This is a genomic window from Peribacillus huizhouensis, from assembly GCF_014138605.1.
GTDB lineage: Bacteria > Bacillota > Bacilli > Bacillales > DSM-1321 > Peribacillus > Peribacillus huizhouensis.
The window spans coordinates 107,422-125,388 of sequence record NZ_JACJHX010000011.1; the positions used below are offsets into that span (position 1 = coordinate 107,422).

14 protein-coding genes and 4 tRNA genes are annotated in these 17,967 nt (G+C 38.0%); all 18 read right to left on the reverse strand.

Translation table 11 applies throughout. From position 1 onward, the window contains the following. Positions 1 to 5: 5 nt before the first annotated feature. Positions 6 to 812, reverse strand: coding sequence for a two-component system regulatory protein YycI (locus HNP81_RS16225; RefSeq protein ID WP_182503292.1), 807 nt, complete (start codon positions 810 to 812; stop codon positions 6 to 8). Next, positions 812 to 2,131 carry a YycH family regulatory protein gene (locus HNP81_RS16230; protein WP_182503293.1) on the reverse strand — a complete coding sequence of 440 codons (1,320 nt, stop codon included), beginning with the start codon at positions 2,129 to 2,131 and terminating at the stop codon, positions 812 to 814. Before HNP81_RS16230 ends, HNP81_RS16225 begins: the two co-directional genes overlap by 1 nt. After that, entirely contained in the window at positions 2,128 to 3,960 is a 1,833-nt protein-coding gene (gene walK / locus HNP81_RS16235) for a cell wall metabolism sensor histidine kinase WalK (protein WP_028393807.1), read from the reverse strand. The genes HNP81_RS16230 and walK overlap by 4 nt, the downstream gene beginning before the upstream one ends. Positions 3,961 to 3,964: 4 nt before the next feature. Continuing rightward, positions 3,965 to 4,672: a response regulator YycF gene (yycF, locus tag HNP81_RS16240; RefSeq protein WP_182503294.1), complete on the reverse strand. Its 708-nt coding sequence runs from the start codon at positions 4,670 to 4,672 to the stop codon at positions 3,965 to 3,967. Between the two features lie 375 nt (positions 4,673 to 5,047). Continuing rightward, positions 5,048 to 6,334 carry a peptidoglycan DD-metalloendopeptidase family protein gene (locus HNP81_RS16245; RefSeq protein ID WP_182503295.1) on the reverse strand — a complete coding sequence of 429 codons (1,287 nt, stop codon included), beginning with the start codon at positions 6,332 to 6,334 and terminating at the stop codon, positions 5,048 to 5,050. Positions 6,335 to 6,938: 604 nt separating this feature from the next. Further along, positions 6,939 to 7,011: transfer RNA gene (locus HNP81_RS16250), tRNA-Phe, on the reverse strand. 213 nt (positions 7,012 to 7,224) lie between these two features. Continuing rightward, a tRNA-Asp gene (locus HNP81_RS16255) sits at positions 7,225 to 7,300 on the reverse strand. 73 nt (positions 7,301 to 7,373) lie between these two features. Continuing rightward, positions 7,374 to 7,445 (reverse strand) — tRNA-Glu (locus HNP81_RS16260). A gap of 11 nt (positions 7,446 to 7,456) precedes the next feature. After that, positions 7,457 to 7,532, reverse strand: a tRNA-Lys gene (locus tag HNP81_RS16265). A gap of 393 nt (positions 7,533 to 7,925) precedes the next feature. Further along, the gene (locus HNP81_RS16270) at positions 7,926 to 9,218 is read right to left on the reverse strand and encodes an adenylosuccinate synthase (protein WP_028393804.1); all 1,293 of its coding nucleotides are present in this window, start codon (positions 9,216 to 9,218) and stop codon (positions 7,926 to 7,928) included. A 304-nt stretch (positions 9,219 to 9,522) separates the two neighbouring features. Next, on the reverse strand, positions 9,523 to 10,887 hold the full coding sequence (gene dnaB, locus HNP81_RS16275) for a replicative DNA helicase (protein WP_028393803.1): 1,365 nt from the start codon (positions 10,885 to 10,887) through the stop codon (positions 9,523 to 9,525). Between the two features lie 294 nt (positions 10,888 to 11,181). Further along, the gene (gene rplI / locus HNP81_RS16280; RefSeq protein ID WP_028393802.1) at positions 11,182 to 11,631 is read right to left on the reverse strand and encodes a 50S ribosomal protein L9; all 450 of its coding nucleotides are present in this window, start codon (positions 11,629 to 11,631) and stop codon (positions 11,182 to 11,184) included. Next, positions 11,628 to 13,601, reverse strand: a complete 1,974-nt coding sequence (locus HNP81_RS16285) for a DHH family phosphoesterase (RefSeq protein ID WP_182503296.1) — start codon at positions 13,599 to 13,601, stop codon at positions 11,628 to 11,630. Before HNP81_RS16285 ends, rplI begins: the two co-directional genes overlap by 4 nt. A 56-nt stretch (positions 13,602 to 13,657) precedes the next feature. Then, positions 13,658 to 14,599, reverse strand: a complete 942-nt coding sequence (locus HNP81_RS16290; RefSeq protein WP_182503297.1) for a YybS family protein — start codon at positions 14,597 to 14,599, stop codon at positions 13,658 to 13,660. A gap of 708 nt (positions 14,600 to 15,307) precedes the next feature. Next, on the reverse strand, positions 15,308 to 15,547 hold the full coding sequence (gene rpsR / locus HNP81_RS16295; RefSeq protein ID WP_028393798.1) for a 30S ribosomal protein S18: 240 nt from the start codon (positions 15,545 to 15,547) through the stop codon (positions 15,308 to 15,310). A 46-nt stretch (positions 15,548 to 15,593) separates the two neighbouring features. After that, on the reverse strand, positions 15,594 to 16,121 hold the full coding sequence (ssb, locus tag HNP81_RS16300; protein WP_028393797.1) for a single-stranded DNA-binding protein: 528 nt from the start codon (positions 16,119 to 16,121) through the stop codon (positions 15,594 to 15,596). Positions 16,122 to 16,164: 43 nt separating this feature from the next. Continuing rightward, positions 16,165 to 16,452: a 30S ribosomal protein S6 gene (gene rpsF, locus HNP81_RS16305; protein WP_028393796.1), complete on the reverse strand. Its 288-nt coding sequence runs from the start codon at positions 16,450 to 16,452 to the stop codon at positions 16,165 to 16,167. Between the two features lie 261 nt (positions 16,453 to 16,713). After that, positions 16,714 to 17,814 (reverse strand): redox-regulated ATPase YchF, encoded by a 1,101-nt coding sequence (gene ychF / locus HNP81_RS16310; RefSeq protein WP_028393795.1) that lies wholly within the window; start codon positions 17,812 to 17,814, stop codon positions 16,714 to 16,716. Positions 17,815 to 17,967: the final 153 nt, after the last annotated feature.

Here is a 17,967-nt window from a genome sequence, read left to right on the forward strand (position 1 = left end):
ACCTCTCACTCCATTAATATTTTGTCCTCCGTATTCATTTCAATTACTTCCCCATCAAATGCGTTTACGAACAAATCCTTTTTGTCATCTACAACGATGCGCCAAGTAGGTACTAGCAAAAACGACGAAGAGGAAGAGTTGGATTGTAATGAATTATAATATCCGTGTTTCGCGGTTATTTTACTATCAGGCGGAATGTCTCCTTTTAAATAGAGAGCTTCAATGGCCTTTATCGGAGGAATCATTTCTTTCGGTTCATTAAATTCTTCTATATCTTCTAAATACGTTTGCTCGTAAGAAGTGATTTCCTTATTTTCATTTAAAAATAGAGTAACCTTACCCTTACTATTATTATAAAATAGTTTACTATTAAATGCTTGATAATAAATAATTGAATTGCTCGTTTTATCGTGTGTCCAGTAGCGATAATCTTCTCCATGATAGATATTTTCTTTCACGAAAAGATCAATTTCACTTGATTGCAGCTTTTCACTAATTTTGGTTTTCGTTTTAAATGTGCCTACTACTTTCGTTCGATCTACATCTACAATCGTGATTTCTTGATCTTTCAAAGACTTCAGATCGTCCTTTTTAAAAACTTTCGTTTTAGCCACTAAATAGTTCTCTTTCTGCTTTTGTTTCGTCATGGGAGTATATTCTATATTTTCTTCCTTTAGGAGCTCATCGATAGAGGCTTGAGCCATGTAATCATACTTATTATCACTTTTCTTCCCCATAAATTGGTCTAAAAGAAAAATATCAAGAATGAGAAATACCATGATAAATATGGTTTTCGTTCGATTCCAGTCCATTATCGATCCTCCCCTTCATGCTCAAAAGGCAAGATGATCCATGTCCCTGCATATCGGTAATACCAAGTAGGCACCAAATTGACAGATTTCGAATTAATTGTGGTCATTCGATAACCAATTTCAAGATCTTCAATCGCTTCAGGGTTGAGATTCTTGACATTTTTCAAAGCCTCTATTACTTCTTCACCAGAAGGCAGCAATTTAGATTTTGAAGGATATGGATAAGCAAATTCCAAATAAAAATACGGACGCTGATATTGGTAGATTTCCTCATTGCCCCAAACCAGTTCAATTTCAGCCATCCCTTCTTCATTAAATACCGGAAGTCCATTGACAAATAAACGGAAGATTACTCTTTGCTCTTCTTGTGATATCCCAGAAAGTCGAAATGGACTTTCACCGCCTGTCCTTTTATCCCAACCTGCATGGTCATTTACAGAGTTAATGCTTTGCTGCAATAAATCACTTGTACTACTAAATGCTTCTTTCTTTTGTGAAGGGTTGATGAAATTAATCATCGCCGAATCACGATCAACAGACAATAGTCTGGTCCCATCGGTAAATTCTTCAACATCGGAGTCATACTCATGACGCACAGATGTCGGATCACTAAATAAGGCATTCTTGAAGGTATTAATATTCATATATCCAAGTTGATAACTAAACTGATCCATAGAAGGAGGATCTTTTAAAAGATAGATATCCTTTCTCTTATTGACCTGATACTTTACATATTCGGGATACTCATCAGCATTTTTATAATACATTCCATAGAATCTACGAATACTTTCTCCATTGACGATCGTTTGAATAATTGTCCTATTCTCTGTTGATATAAAGTACATCTTCGCTTCTTCCAAATTACTGTTTGAGGAATTAAATATGATTTTATCAAAAGAAAACTCAGGTATTTCATTCATTTCAACATTAAATACAGACTTATAAAGCTTGAATGGTATTTGATCAGTAAAGTTAATTTCTGTATTCGATTTTGAATGGATAAATGTCAGAAATTCTACTTCATTCACTTGACGGGAAATATCTTCCAAGCTGTATATCGACCATTTTGAGAATGCTTGCTGGATATTATTCATTTCCGTTTCACCATTCAATTGATAATGCCGCTCTCCCACATGTAAAAGCACACTCTTTGGTTTCACAACATCTGCGATAGTTTTAATATCACTTGCTACTTTAAAATACTCACTCTGATCTGAATTTTCATAGGTTGGTTGATAGGTCCAAATTTGCCAAGTTAAATAACCACTCGTAAGAACTAATATCATTAGAACAATACTTTTTATTCTCTCAAAACTCATGACCAATCATCCTCTTGCTCCAGCTCGTAAGGAAGAGTGAAATAGACAGTTGTCCCTTTTCCTTCCACACTCTCAGCCCAGATTTTCCCGCCATGTGCGACAATCATTTCCTTTGCAATCGCCAAGCCAAGTCCAGTTCCACCAAGATTCCTGGATCTAGCTTTATCTACTCGATAAAACCGCTCAAAAATCTTTTCTAAATTATTCTTCGGAATCCCGACACCTTCATCGCTAATACTAATGATAATGGACTTTTCTTCTCCTTTAACCCTAAATGTAATCTGTCCACCTTCAGGAGAGTACTTGGTCGCGTTTGAAATAATATTATAAAGAACTTGGGTTATTTTATCTTCATCAATATCAACAAAGAATGATTCTTTAGGAATATATCGTTTAAATGTAATCGTCTCTTTTTTCGACATTTCAAGTCGATCAATCAGGTGATTAAAGAAATCATTAAAATTTACCCAGCCACTTTTTAATTTATAATCCCGGCTGTCCATTTTCGATAACTGTAATAGGTCATTTACTAGCCTAATCATACGCTCTGTTTCATTTTGTGTTACATTCAGAAAGGAAGGAGCGATAGCTTCATCTTTCCATGCCCCTTCTGCTAATGCTTCCAAATAACTGCGCATCGTCGTCAACGGTGTTCGCAATTCATGGGAAACGTTTGCCACGAATTCACGACGTTCTTCCTCAATCTTTTCCTGCTCAGTAATGTCATGAAGCACTGTAATAAGACCATTGACAAAACCTGTTTCTTTTTGAATAACAGAAAAATTAGCCCGGAGAACGTAAGGCTGTTTTGGCTTACTATAGTCTAAAATGACAGAATCTCGCTCTTCTAATAAGTCCTCAAATGTGTAGTCTTCTCCAAGATCTAATAATTCAATGATGGGTTGATTTAATACTGTTTCACGTGAAACATCCAATAACTTTGCAGCAGGTTCATTAATCAAAATGACTCGCCCGCGGCGATCCGTCGATATGACACCATCTGTCATATAGGAAAGAATGGAAGATAATTTTCTCCGTTCACCTTCCGTACTTGATTGGGATTCCTGTAGCCTTTTCGTTAAATTATTAAATGTAACAGCCAACTGGCCAATTTCATCATCGCCATATACTTTAACTTTTCTTGAAAAATTCCCTTTTGACATAGCAATAGCTTGTTTACGCATATCAGTCATCGGTCTCGTAATTGTTTTTGCTAACCAAACACCTAATAATGCGGTGATGCTTAATGCAATAGCTGTCCCGGTGATGAAAATATGATTGATTTCATCTAATTGATCAAAAACATTCTCCATATCAGCAATAACAAAAACTGCACCAATAACCTTTTCATTATAGTCTACTGGTACAGCTAAAACCCAGACACGCCTATTTGTTTTCTGATCAACACGTACCTCCTGATCCACTGCTCCTAAGACAAGCGTCCGTTTAATGATGTCCTCTGTTGTTTTCTTGCCAACAATGGTCTGATTTCCAGGATCAGATGACCCAAGCACACGTCGACTACGGAGATCTATAACTTGAACTTCAGTTATATTATTTGAGGATTTGTCGCGATCTTTTAAGATTGTGTTAATTGCATCTTTAAGTGTCGGGTCATCACCGTCTCTTTCCTTAACCATTTCCTCACTTATACTATACGTTAGAAGATTCACATGCCCACGGATAGATTTCTGAAAATTATTCACAAGATTATCTTCTAATTTTCCAATAAAATAAACACCAATAATTTGCATAGCAACAAAAATGAGTAGCAGATAAATCACTACAAATTTCACATGAATCGAACGGAGTAAACCAACCTTTTTCATGATCTTACTCCTGTTCAGGGTTACGAAGGTAATAGCCTACCCCTCTTCTTGTTACAATCCAACCTGGGTGGCTTGGGTTATCTTCAATTTTTTCACGAAGACGTCTAACCGTAACATCGACAGTACGCACATCGCCAAAATAATCATATCCCCATACCGTCTGTAACAAATGCTCACGCGTCATCACTTGACCAATATGTTTTGCTAAGTAATGTAGCAATTCAAATTCACGATGTGTTAATTCAATCGTATCACCGCGTTTGGAAACTACATAAGCATCTGGGTGAATAATAAGTGTACCAACCGAAATCTCTTTCGATTGTTCTTCAGGATTTGAAACCGGAGTTGATTGCTGGCGTCTTAAATTTGCCTTCACTCGGGCAATAATCTCCCGTGTACTAAAGGGCTTCGTCACATAGTCATCTGCCCCTAACTCCAGCCCTAATACTTTATCGATTTCCGAGTCCTTTGCTGTAAGCATGATGATGGGTGTTTCATATTTCTTACGTACTTCTCGGCAAACTTCCATGCCATCTCGCTGAGGTAGCATAATATCTAATAAGATTAAATCAGGCTGAAGATCTTCTACCATTGTAAGAGCTTCATTACCGTCATATGCACAATAAACTTCAAATCCCTCTTTTTTTAGGTTAAATTGAAGAATGTCTGCAATTGGTTTTTCATCATCCACAACAAGAATTTTCTTTTCCATAAACATATCCCCTTTATCTACAAATCATCACGCACAATATTTACATGTATCTTTAATAAACAATTAATTTAAATTCATTCCATTTTGAAGGAATCTATTAAATTTCTCTCTACTCTACTTTATCATTTTGTGATGCTGAAATCATCCTATTCCTACTATCACCCCTTATTTACCAGACATTAGCATTCTTTTCTACATAAAAAATCTTCGAACCTAATCCGAAGACTTGTAAAAAGTGAAAGTATTGATTTACTGTTTAATAAAGCACTTCTTTAAGACTGACAGCCCTTCACTTATCAATCAGCAGGGTTTTCTTCATCCTCGGCTGATGGTTCGTCTCGTTCTAGTGTCACTAATACCTCTGCTTTCTGCCTGTTAATGCGAGATAAATTCTAACGGGTTCACAAGACGACCATTTTTCCAAATCTCAAAATGTAGATGTTCACCATTTGATTGGCCTGTCGAACCCATAATACCAATTTCTGAGCCTCCGTAAACGATATCACCAATCTTCACATCAATTGATTCAAGATGGGCATAAATTGTTTCGTACCCATTATTATGATCTATTCTAATTTTATTACCATAACCACCTGATATCCCAGCTTCAACCACAGTCCCTTGATCAGCTGCATAGATCGTTCTTGTAGTTGATTGGGCAATATCAACACCTTTATGCATTTTCCCCCAACGGCGGCCTTGTTCACTAGAAATATAACCGCCATCTGCAGGCCAGATAAAAGAACCTGTACCCTGGGATGGGACTTCGTTTGTTCTTTTATTAATCTGCTCATTCACAGCATTTTTTGTTATGTTTCCAGATTTTATTTCTTGGTACTCAACTTCACTGCCAATTCTACCATCTTGTTCCAATTGTGTTCTACTTGTAAACAAGGTTTCATTTTCTTTAACCTTAGTCTCGAATGGGATATCAAATTTCTGAGGAAGTTCTCTCTCAACTGCTACTTGAATATAAGGTATAATCTTAGAAATGACCACGACATCTCCCTTTTTCAGCACATCATCTGTTGATAAATGAGAGTTTAATTGTAGCATTTCTTCAATTGTTAGATGATTCGTATCAGCTATCTCCTGCAAATTTTTCTCATTTTCAACCATATAATCTGTTAAGATTAATTTTCCTTCTTTAATGAATGTTAAAGTTTCTTCAACTGAGTGTAATTGATCTGGATGAACGGAATTATATTCATACGTAATAGGCTCAGATAACTGAACATTCATGATTTTGCCCTTTTCTAAAAAACCCTTGGGGCCATAAAACTCCTCTTCTGACATATACTGAAGCATGATATTCTTCGTTACTTCCTCAGCCTCTTTTTTTGAAGACAAATACGCAATCACTTCTCCACCGATAACATATGCATACGCTTCCTCTTTGCCTTCGAATTGATTGTTTATTCCCCATATGACCTCATCGCTTACCTTGTCGGTACTAACTATTTGCTCCTCTATTAATTGATTCTTGTATAAGAAATTTTCCATACTACTGCCGACTTCATTATGCCTATATTCTTGATTAATCAGGAATGTCTCATCCGCATCTATAGCAGCTACTGAACCTTTTGGAATAATGGTCATCACAATAAGAATGATATTAGCCATTAATAATAAAGCGGAACATACATCTTTCCTACTTAACATACCCTTTATCCTCCCTATTGCCACGCAACTTAATTCATTAAAAATTAGCTCAGTTAAACTTGCCTGTTGATTGCAACGAAAGGCGTTCGCTTACCGCTCCAATCAACATAGTGCCAAAATCAACAACAAGGTTTTAACATAGCCAAAAATTTAAGAGATAAATCTAGATAAAGTGAAACTTCCCTCAGCGGGGGTTTGTTTATCTCCACTGAGGGTTAGTTGCACCAATCGGGGATTTACAGGCTGTTTATCCCTCACCTATCTATTTCGTGATTCTCTCAAAAAATTGAGGTAAGGGTATTATGGCCTGCTAAACCGGGAAAAATTGGACTAGATTCATTTTCAATTACTCTACCATAATAAAAAAAGAAACATGACATAGACGCAGTAATGTAATACAAATGTATAATTTCTGACATAGTGTTACAAAAGGATAAAATGAGTTGATACAAGTTCATAAAGTAGAACTTGTATCAGCAGGTTTTTTCACCCACGCCACCTATTCTCTTCAGATTCTCTAAACAATAATTGAGTTGAAGGGATACAGCCCATTAAACGATAAAAAAAAGACGCAAAAAAACACTCCATAAGGAGTGTTATGAAGTGGCTCAGGACGGAATCGAACCGCCGACACAAGGATTTTCAGTCCTTTGCTCTACCGACTGAGCTACTGAGCCATATAAAATTTACTTCCTAAATAAGAGACCGCTTGTCCTTTGTCCCCAACTCAGAAGGTTCAATCAAGATGCAACTCGTTGGTTACAACTCGGAGTCAATTCAACGATGATTATGCTCGTTGCTCTACCGACTGAGCTACTGAGCCATACTAGATTCAATGTCTAAACTCTATGTATATCTCCATTTCTTATTTTCAAAAAAAGCAAATGAAGTGGCGGTCCCGACGGGAATCGAACCCGCGATCTCCTGCGTGACAGGCAGGCATGTTAACCGCTACACCACGGGACCATATTAAATATTAAGCGTACTTTTTTAAGACTTACAAATGTGTCAGCATTGTAATTTACTTCAATGTTGCTGATGACCCCTACGGGATTCGAACCCGTGTTACCGCCGTGAAAGGGCGGTGTCTTAACCGCTTGACCAAGGGGCCATATTTATAAATGGTGAGCCATGCAGGATTCGAACCTGCGACCCTCTGATTAAAAGTCAGATGCTCTACCAACTGAGCTAATGGCTCGTAAAATTTAACTCATTTATGACGACGCTTTTGATATTATCATAGTTACACTAGTTAACGCAATAGTATTTTAAAATAAAACGTTTATTTTTTAAAAAAAGGCCCTTAACGTATTACATATCATAATTAAAACATTAGTATCAAGCTGATTAAACAAAAGGCTATATTAAAGCTCATTGTTGATTGTGGCACTATGTTGATTGAGCAGAAGGCGTGTGACTCCTGCGGGAAGCGAGCGCCGTACGTTTCAATCAACAGGCAAGTTTAACAGAGCCAAACAAATAAAGGATTGTCCAAAGGATCCGCCTCGCACTCTATACACAGTTAAATATAAACGATGTAAAGAATATGTGAGAACTGACCCTTTTGTTATGGAACAACCCCTTTAGGAGACTATTCTAACCGCCATGGGCTTCTAACAATATTGGTTTGCGTCCGGTCAGGACCTACCGAGAAAGTAGTTAACGGAATACCCGTTAGTTGAGAAATACGTTCTACATAATGTCGAGCATTTAGTGGGAGTTCATCCAAGGATCTGCAGCCTGTGATGTCTTCAGGCCAACCTGGTAGTTCTTCATAAACAGGCTCACATTCCCCAATCATTTTCAGGCTAGCTGGAAATTCATGAATGATCTGGTCTTTATATTTGTAGGCTATACAGATTTTTACTGTTTCAATCCCTGACAATACATCAATTGAATTAAGTGAAAGATCGGTAATGCCACTGACACGCCGAGCGTGACGGACGACTACTGAGTCAAACCAACCTACACGGCGCGGCCTACCTGTTGTTGTTCCGTATTCACGGCCTACTTCCCGAATTTGGTGACCGATTTCATTATCCAATTCAGTTGGGAAAGGGCCATCTCCCACACGGCTTGTATAAGCTTTACATACTCCAACCACATGGTTGATTTTTGTTGGTCCAACACCTGACCCGATTGTTACTCCTCCCGCTACCGGGTTTGATGAAGTAACGAACGGGTAAGTTCCTTGGTCTATATCAAGCATTACCCCTTGCGCACCTTCAAATAATACGCGTTTTCCTTCATCTAACGCATCATTCAGGACTACGGAAGTATCGCAAACATATTGCTTAATTTGTTGACCATATTCATAATACTCCTCAAATATATCTTCTAGTTTGAAGCCTTCTGTTTCATAAAAACGCTCAAGCATACGGTTTTTTTCCTCAAGATTAGAAATAAGTTTTTCTTCAAACACTTCTCTGTCAAGTAAATCTGCCATACGGATTCCAATCCTTGCTGCTTTGTCCATATAAGCAGGGCCGATGCCTTTTTTCGTTGTACCAATTTTATTTGCACCTTTGCGCTCTTCTTCCACTTCGTCTAATCTCAAATGATAAGGAAGAATGACATGAGCACGGTTAGAAATACGTAGGTTATCTGTTGTAACTCCGTGATCATGCAAGTATGCTAATTCTGCTACAAGTGCTTTTGGGTCCACAACCATCCCATTGCCAATTACACAAATTTTTTCACTATAGAAAATCCCCGAAGGAATTAAGTGAAGTTTATACGTTTGACCATTAAATTTGATCGTATGGCCTGCATTATTCCCACCCTGATATCGAGCGATGGCTTCTGCATTTTGAGATAGAAAGTCTGTGATTTTTCCTTTTCCTTCGTCGCCCCATTGCGTTCCAACTACTACCACTGATGACATATTAGAAAAGCACCTCCGTAGGTTCACGTATTCCTGAATTATACACCGTTCTCTTATTCAACAAACTTATTTTAACAGTAAGCTGATACCACAGTCAATTATAATACGAACATTAATTAACATTTATCAATTATCATTCGCCTTATTTCAAGAATATCATCTTATTTTTCTCATTAATTGTTTAATTATACAATTTTCAAGAAAAATGATAGAGGCTATTTCACAACTATTTCGTACAGTGCAGAATAGCGATGAACACAAATACATAATATAAAGTACATAACCGCAATCTTATAAACTATCCCTATGCCCCTGGAGGCATGCCGGCATCATCAAAACGCCTTTCTAGATTTACGAACTTATTGTATTCCTTCACAAAAGCAAGAGAGACGGTCCCTACTGGACCATTACGCTGTTTAGCAATGATAATTTCAATGATATTTTTGTTTTCCGATTCTTTGTCATAATAGTCATCTCGGTATAGGAAAGCGACAATATCAGCATCCTGCTCAATACTTCCTGATTCCCGAATATCAGACATCATCGGTCGCTTGTCTTGGCGTTGTTCAACTCCACGTGAGAGCTGGGAAAGTGCAATAACTGGTACCTGAAGCTCACGAGCAAGTGACTTGAGGGAACGAGAAATTTCAGATACTTCTTGTTGACGGTTCTCACCTGAGCGACCATTTCCTTGAATTAATTGAAGATAATCAATCATGATCATCCCAAGGCCATTCTCTTGTTTAAGACGTCGGCACTTCGAGCGGATTTCACCAATCCGGACACCAGGTGTATCATCGATATAGATTCCAGCATTGGATAAGCTCCCCATCGCCATTGTCAGCTTACGCCAATCTTCATCTGTTAGTGCTCCTGTACGTAAATTCTGGGCATTGATATTTCCTTCGGCACAGAGCATACGCATTACGAGCTGTTCAGCACCCATCTCCAAACTGAAGATCGCAACATTTTCTTCTGTTTTCGTTGCTACATTCTGAGCGATATTCAAAGCAAATGCAGTCTTACCAACCGATGGACGAGCTGCAACAATAATTAAATCGTTACGCTGAAACCCAGCAGTCATCCGATCAAGCTCATCAAACCCTGTCGGAATACCTGTAACATCTCCTTTACGATTGGTCAGTTCTTCAATATTATCATATGCTCTGACAAGCACATCTTTAATGTTTTGGAAGGCACCTGAATTTTTTCTCTGAGCGACCTCCATAATACTCTTCTCAGCCTCGCCTAACAGACTTTCAACTTCATCTTCTCGGCTGTACCCTTCTTGAGCAATATTGGTTGCCGTACGAATTAATCTTCTCAATAATGATTTTTCTTCCACAATTTTCGCGTAGTATTCAACATTGGCTGCAGTAGGGACAGACGCTGCCAATTCACTTAAATAAGAAACGCCTCCGACCTCTTCTAAGATCTTTACAGCTGCTAGCTCTTCTGTAACTGTCACTAAATCGACAGCCTTTCCCATATCATTAAGCTTGAGCATGGCGTTAAATACTTTTTGATGTGAAGATCGATAAAAATCTTCAGGTATTAAAATCTCCGAAGAAACCGTTAATGACGAAGGCTCCAAAAATATGGCCCCCAAAACAGCCTGTTCCGCTTCGACATTTTGTGGCGGTATCCGATCTTGAAATGTCTCATTCATATTTTGGCCTCCTTTATACAAAGTTGCTTTACTTATTTATCCCACATTAACGGGCATTCCCCCTACCTTAAGGCTTCGAGGAATCAAAGAAGCAAAGATGGGTATAAGCCCGATCGGTCCAACTAACAATCAGCGGGTGATCACCCACTATTTGTAATACTTTATTTAAATAGTATAGATATCATACAATCAGAATAATTTCATCAAAAAAAGAAGATTGAACGTATAAGCCCGATCTCCTTTTTTATCTATACTCTATTTTATCAATTTTTTATCGATATGACAGTGCTAAAATTAGTTAATTTCTTTTACAGAAACCGTTAGTGTCGCCGTTACTTCATGGTGTAGCTTAACTGGAAGTTTCGTGTGGCCTAAAGAACGAATCCCTTCATTAAGATCCATTTTTCGTTTATCAATTTTGATGCCATGTTTCTTCTGAAGTTCTTCAGCAATTTGTTTGGTTGTAATTGAACCGAATAATCTGCCGCCATCTCCAGCTTTTGCGTGTAGCTCAACCGTTAGGTTTTCGATTTTTTCTTTCAATTCTCTTGCTTGCTGTAATTCTTCAGCTGCAAGTTGGTCTTCTTTATTTTTTTTCGCTTCTAGTGTTTTTGTATTTGCATTATTCGCTTCAACAGCTAATCCTTGTTTTAAAAGAAAGTTATGTGCATATCCATCCGCAACATTTTTAACTTCCCCTTTTTTCCCTTTTCCTTTTACGTCTTTTAAAAAGATAACTTTCATTGTTTTTTTCCTCCCTCTAAATATTCATCGATGGCTGCTTTTAATAATGATTCAGCTTCATCAATAGAACCTGTCACTTGAGCTGCCGCATTGGTTAAATGCCCTCCGCCTTCAATCATCTCCATAACGACTTGCACATTTACATCTCCTAGTGAACGAGCGCTAATACCAACCAAGTCATCTGAACGCATAGCAATGACAAAAGAGGCGACAACACCGTCCATTGTAAGCAATGTATCAGCAGTTTGCGCGATTATTACTTGGTTATGGATTTCATCAGGTTCACCAACTGCAATTGCAATACCTTCCTTATAAAAGGAGACAGCTTCAATCAGCTTCGATCGTTCAATATACGTATGAACGTCTTCTTTTAAAAACTTTTGAACGAGTACTGTGTCCGCTCCCTGAGTGCGTAAATAAGATGCTGCATCAAAGGTTCTCGATCCCGTCCTTAGTGTGAAACTCTTCGTATCGACGATAATGCCTGCAAGTAGAGAAGTTGCCTCTAACATATCCATCTTGCTTTTCTTCGGCTGATACTCAAGCAACTCAGTCACAAGCTCGGCCGTTGAAGACGCATACGGCTCCATGTAAACAAGTAAGGAATGAGAAATAAACTCATCACTGCGTCTATGATGGTCAATTACGACTACTTGATCCATTCTGTTTAACAATCGTTCATCAATAACCATCGACGGCTTGTGAGTATCAACTATGACTAGAAGTGTTTCATCCGTAATTATTTCAGAGGCATCTTCTGGTGTAATAAACCGGCCATATAAATCTGGCTTTGTTGCTTTAATTTCTTCTATTAATCGTCGAACGCTTTTATCTATATCTTGAAAATCAATTACGATATAGCCTTCACGGTCATTCGTCTGCGCAACCTTCAATATACCTATAGCTGATCCAATCGCATCCATATCAGGGCTCTTATGCCCCATCACAATGACCTTATCGCTATCGAGAACTATATCCTTCAATGCATGGGAGATAACCCTCGCCCGCACTCTAGTTCGTTTCTCCATTGGGTTCGTTTTGCCTCCATAGAACTTAACCTTTCCATTCGGCAATTTAATAGCAACTTGATCGCCACCTCGCCCTAATGCCAAATCAAGGCTTGATTGAGCAATTGACCCTAGCTCAGGTAACGAGGATACACTTGAACCAACACCGATGCTTAATGTTAGCGGTACATTATGTTTTGAAGTTGATTCGCGAATTTCATCCAGTATAGCAAATTTACCCTTTTCAAGCTGTTGCAAAATACTTTCATTAAAAATTCCAATAAAGCGATCTGAAGAAGTCCGTTTTAATAAAACTCCATTATCCTTTGCCCATTTATCAAGTAAGGAAGTAACCATACTGTTTAAACTGCTTTTGCGCTGATCGTCCATTCCTTGAGTTAAATCATCATAGTTATCAAGAAAAATTACTGCAATAGCTGTTCGTTCATTTTCATATAGTTTTTCAATTTCAATTTGTTCTGTAACATCAAAAAAGTACAGCAACCGCTCCTCAGGCTTATGCACAATCCTGAATTTACGGTTATTAAGAGTGATTGTTTCACTTTCCAATTCCTGCTTAATCAACGGAACAATTGCTTCTGCTACATCGTACAACGACCTGCCCGTTAAGGAATCTTCATCAAAGCAAGACGCTAAGTACGGATTCGTCCACTCAATATAATAATCATCGTTCATCAGCATGATGCCGATCGGCATTTCGAGTAATGCCTCTTCACCGACCTTTTTTAAACGATAGGATAGGGTTGAGATATACTCCTCAGTTTCACGCCGATTTCGCAATTCCACTTGCAGAACCAGCGCAAACAAACCAATGAAAAGTAAAAACCCTATAGAAGCGACCCACCAATTGTAATAAGCGAGGACACCTAATAACAGAATGGCTACCGAAAGCAATCCATATAAGCGGGATAGGATCTGGTACTTCTTTAAATATGATGGCATATTTTCAGCTCCTAAAAGGATCATACATTTTGCTCGTTTTTATCATTTTATGCACGTTATTTTTTTTTAGCGATATTTTGTCTTAAAGGAAAACCTAGATCGATTATACCCAAGAATCTAACGATAAATTGAAACAGTGGGCTCATGAATATAAGGATAATCATAATTATAGGTATAACCTTTGACCACCCTTGTCGATCTGACCAGAAAAAGACAAATGACAATCCTTGCATTAAGACAAAGATATGCAATATAAATAAAAGATTGGAGATAACAGTAAATAAGAACTCACCTTGATTAGGATTGGTAGTCATCGCTACAATCATCGTAATTAAATAATACCATAAAATACTTTTCGGAAGTTGTAGATCTCTAAATAGTGGCCATTTCAATTTCTTTTCGCTAAATCGTTTTAAAAACGGCTGAGCTACTAAAAGGATTAAGAAGGACAAGATCAAAGAAGACATCACAAACATAGATGGTATTAGTGTATCCAGTAAATCAATTGCTACATAAATGTTTTCTAAACTCTTATCAGTTGGGCTCTTTCCAAATGCAGCTAGTATTTCAATGGATTTGTCCACTGACGTTTTCAACATATCAATACTCTCGGTAATAACATTCATATTCAGGAACCAAACAGAAAATCCGAACATGACAATTAAACAAGCTAACATGACAATTACTGTACTAATGAATATCTTAATGGTTGAGTAATTTTTTCGCAATTGATAGCCAATTGTAATCCCTGACAACCCTGTTAATAATGCTACCGGTAGAGCCAAGACGGTCCCAAAGATCATAGTTAGTAAACATGCAATGAACAAGAACCCAAAAGCCCAAGTCATACTTTGCTTAAGCGCTATTAAAATGAAAGGGATTGGTAATATAAAAAATAGGATTGATCCAATGAAAGGAAGTTGAATCGCCAAAAATAATAATATACTATACAGAGCAAGCAATACTCCGCCTTCTGCTACTTTTCTTCCGTCGTTCAACGCTTCACATCCTTTCAAAATTGACGAGGTTATCATACTCTAACTGCAATCCATATATCCTATTCTAGAATGAAGTTAATAGGGGTGAACCTCCTATTATTGTAGCTGTTTGTATCTTAATATTTCAAATTTCCCATCTGCTTCTTTTTCGTTTTTATAGTGAAACTTTAATCAGTGGGGTTTTCTTCATTTTGTTATTCCCGTTCTAGTGTCGCAAGATTTTCGTTTTCACTTTGATCAATCGACAGTACGATCTAAGGTTCAATCAATCACAGACTAAGTACACCGCGTTCTGTGGCAATGTCTGTGTGACCCATATTCTGTGAGCAACGGAGACTCCATCCCATCCTGTGATAGTCCGACGAGTATAAGATGGAATACGGCGCGGCGTAGTTTGCCACAGAGTATTACAGCTTATGGCCTTAAGTAGGTGTAGGAGCCGCAACCAGATTAGGCTGCTATTCCCCCACCCACGCTTCTTTGATCCCCTAAAGCCTTGAGGTGATGGTTTTACTGCCCGTTGTTAATGCGGGATAAAATTATATACAATAATGGGGTGAATAGCCTATGGTAGTGAAGTGTCGGATTCTTGTAAATTTACTTGTTTGAGATAAACGTTTTAGGGATTATTGAGAGGACTTTTTAACATTCTATTTTCACTAACAAAAAACACATTAGAGAGAATCCCTAATGTGTTTTTAACTGTTATTATTCACCAGATACATATGGTAGTAATGCCATAGTACGTGAGCGTTTAATCGCAATTGTTAATTTGCGTTGGTATTTAGCACTTGTACCAGTTACACGACGTGGTAAAATTTTACCGCGTTCTGAGATGAATTTTTTAAGAAGATCCACATCTTTATAGTCGATGTGAGTGATTCCGTTTGCTGTAAAGTAACAAACCTTTTTACGCTTTCCGCGTCCTTTACGTCCACCCATTGCCATTGTTTTGTCCTCCTTATCGTTTTATTTTTTTTAAGCTGCCGATCGCTTAAAATGGTAGATCATCATCTGAAATGTCGATTGTTTTACCGTCATTTGCAAATGGGTCATCATCTACACGTGTATAGTTGTTATTGCTCCGTTGATTCTGATTTGGATTTTGTCCATACGAATTATTGTTATCATAGCCGTTATTATTGTTATAACTTCTTTGATTTCCGTAAGAACCGCCTTCATTTCTTTCACCCGCTGAACTGCTTCGTGGTTCAAGAAATTGAACGCTCTCAGCTTGAATCTCTGTCACATATACACGTTTGCCGTCTTGTCCTTCATAATTACGTGTTTGGACACGTCCATCCACGCCAGCTAAACTTCCTTTTTTCAAAAAGTTCGCCACATTTTCTGCCGGTTTTCGCCAAACTACACAGTTAATAAAGTCTGCTTCCCTTTCACCTTGCTGATTCGAAAAAGGCCGATTGACAGCTAACGTAAAAGTAGCAACAGGAACTCCATTTGGTGTGTAACGTAATTCAGGATCTTTCGTTAAGCGACCTACTAAAACTACGCGATTCATCATCAGAATCAACCCCTGTCAGATGGGAATTTATATTTATTTCAAATTAAGCTTCGATTTTAGTTACCATGTGGCGAATAATATCTTCGCTGATTTTAGCTAAACGATCAAATTCTTGAATCGCAGCTGCTTCACCATTGATTTTAAGAAGCATGTAGTAACCGTCACGGAAATCATTGATTTCGTAAGCTAGGCGGCGTTTACCCCACTCTTTTGCTTCTGTCATTTCCGCACCATTATCAGTAAGGATTGTGTTGAAACGTTCAACTAGTGCTTTCTTAGCGTCTTCCTCAATGTTTGGACGGATGATGTACATAATTTCGTACTTTCTCATCTCTGTCACCTCCTTTTGGTCTAAGCGGCCCTTTTCGGGCAAGGAGCAATTATATAATTACTCACAAGATGAAATTATAGCACAGATGTTCATTATTTGCAATGAATCTATGTAGATAAATGAATCAACAAAAAGGAGTGTCCCAAAAGCAAAGGATAGGACCTCGCAACAGCTAAATACAGTATAAGTTAAGTATACGCCACACAACTTACTGATTTAGAATACGGAGTCAAACCCTATTGAGACACCCTACATACCTTCTTATACGTTAAAACGGAAATGAATAACATCGCCGTCATTTACGATATATTCTTTTCCTTCAAGTCGAACTCTTCCTGCTTCTTTAGCTGCTGAATGACTTCCAGCTGCCAACAAATCTTCATAAGAAACCGTTTCTGCGCGGATAAAGCCACGTTCAAAGTCTGTATGAATAACACCCGCACATTGTGGTGCTTTCATCCCTTTACGGAACGTCCATGCACGAACTTCTTGTACACCCGCTGTAAAATACGTTGCAAGTCCAAGTAAATGGTATGAAGCACGTATTAATTGGTCAAGACCAGACTCTTCAATGCCAAGTTCAGATAAGAACATTTCCTTTTCCTCTCCATCAAGTTCGGAAATTTCTTCTTCTATCTTTGCACAAATGACAATAACCTCTGCATTTTCTTTCTCAGCATATTCGCGCACTTGTTTGACATACTCATTATCATCTGCGTTTGCAACTTCATCTTCGCTTACATTTGCAACATATAACGTCGGTTTCGCTGTCAGTAGATGCATGCCTTTCACGACTTTTAACTGTTCATCAGAAAACTCTACTGTACGAGCAGGCTTCTCTGCTTCTAAAGCTTCCTTCAAAGCAACTAGAATTTCATGTTCAAACATGGCATCTTTGTCTTTTTGCTTCGCCATTTTACCAACACGTTCAATGCGCTTATCAACTGATTCCAGATCGGCAAGAATCAATTCAAGATTAATTACTTCAATATCATCGATTGGATTTACTTTCCCTGAAACATGCGTAATATTATCATCTGCAAAGCAGCGTACAACTTGGCAAATTGCATCTACTTGACGAATATGTGATAAGAACTTATTTCCTAGTCCTTCACCTTTACTAGCACCCTTTACAATCCCAGCAATATCTGTGAATTCAAATGCTGTCGGTACTGTTTTTTTGGGTTGTACCAATTCAGTTAATTTTTGTAGACGATGATCCGGCACTTCTACGATGCCTACATTCGGGTCAATCGTACAAAATGGGTAGTTGGCCGATTCTGCACCAGCTTGAGTTATTGCGTTGAACAATGTAGACTTACCAACATTCGGCAAACCAACAATACCTGCCGTTAAAGCCATATTTTCTTCCACTCCTCTAATAAATTACCTTTTATCCAGGTTTAACAGGCTGTAATCTCCCGCTTCAATTTTCATGGCAAATAAAGAAAAAAATAGGTGGGGAATAAAACAGCCTGTGATCTCCGATTAGTGAGATACAGTGAAACTTACCGA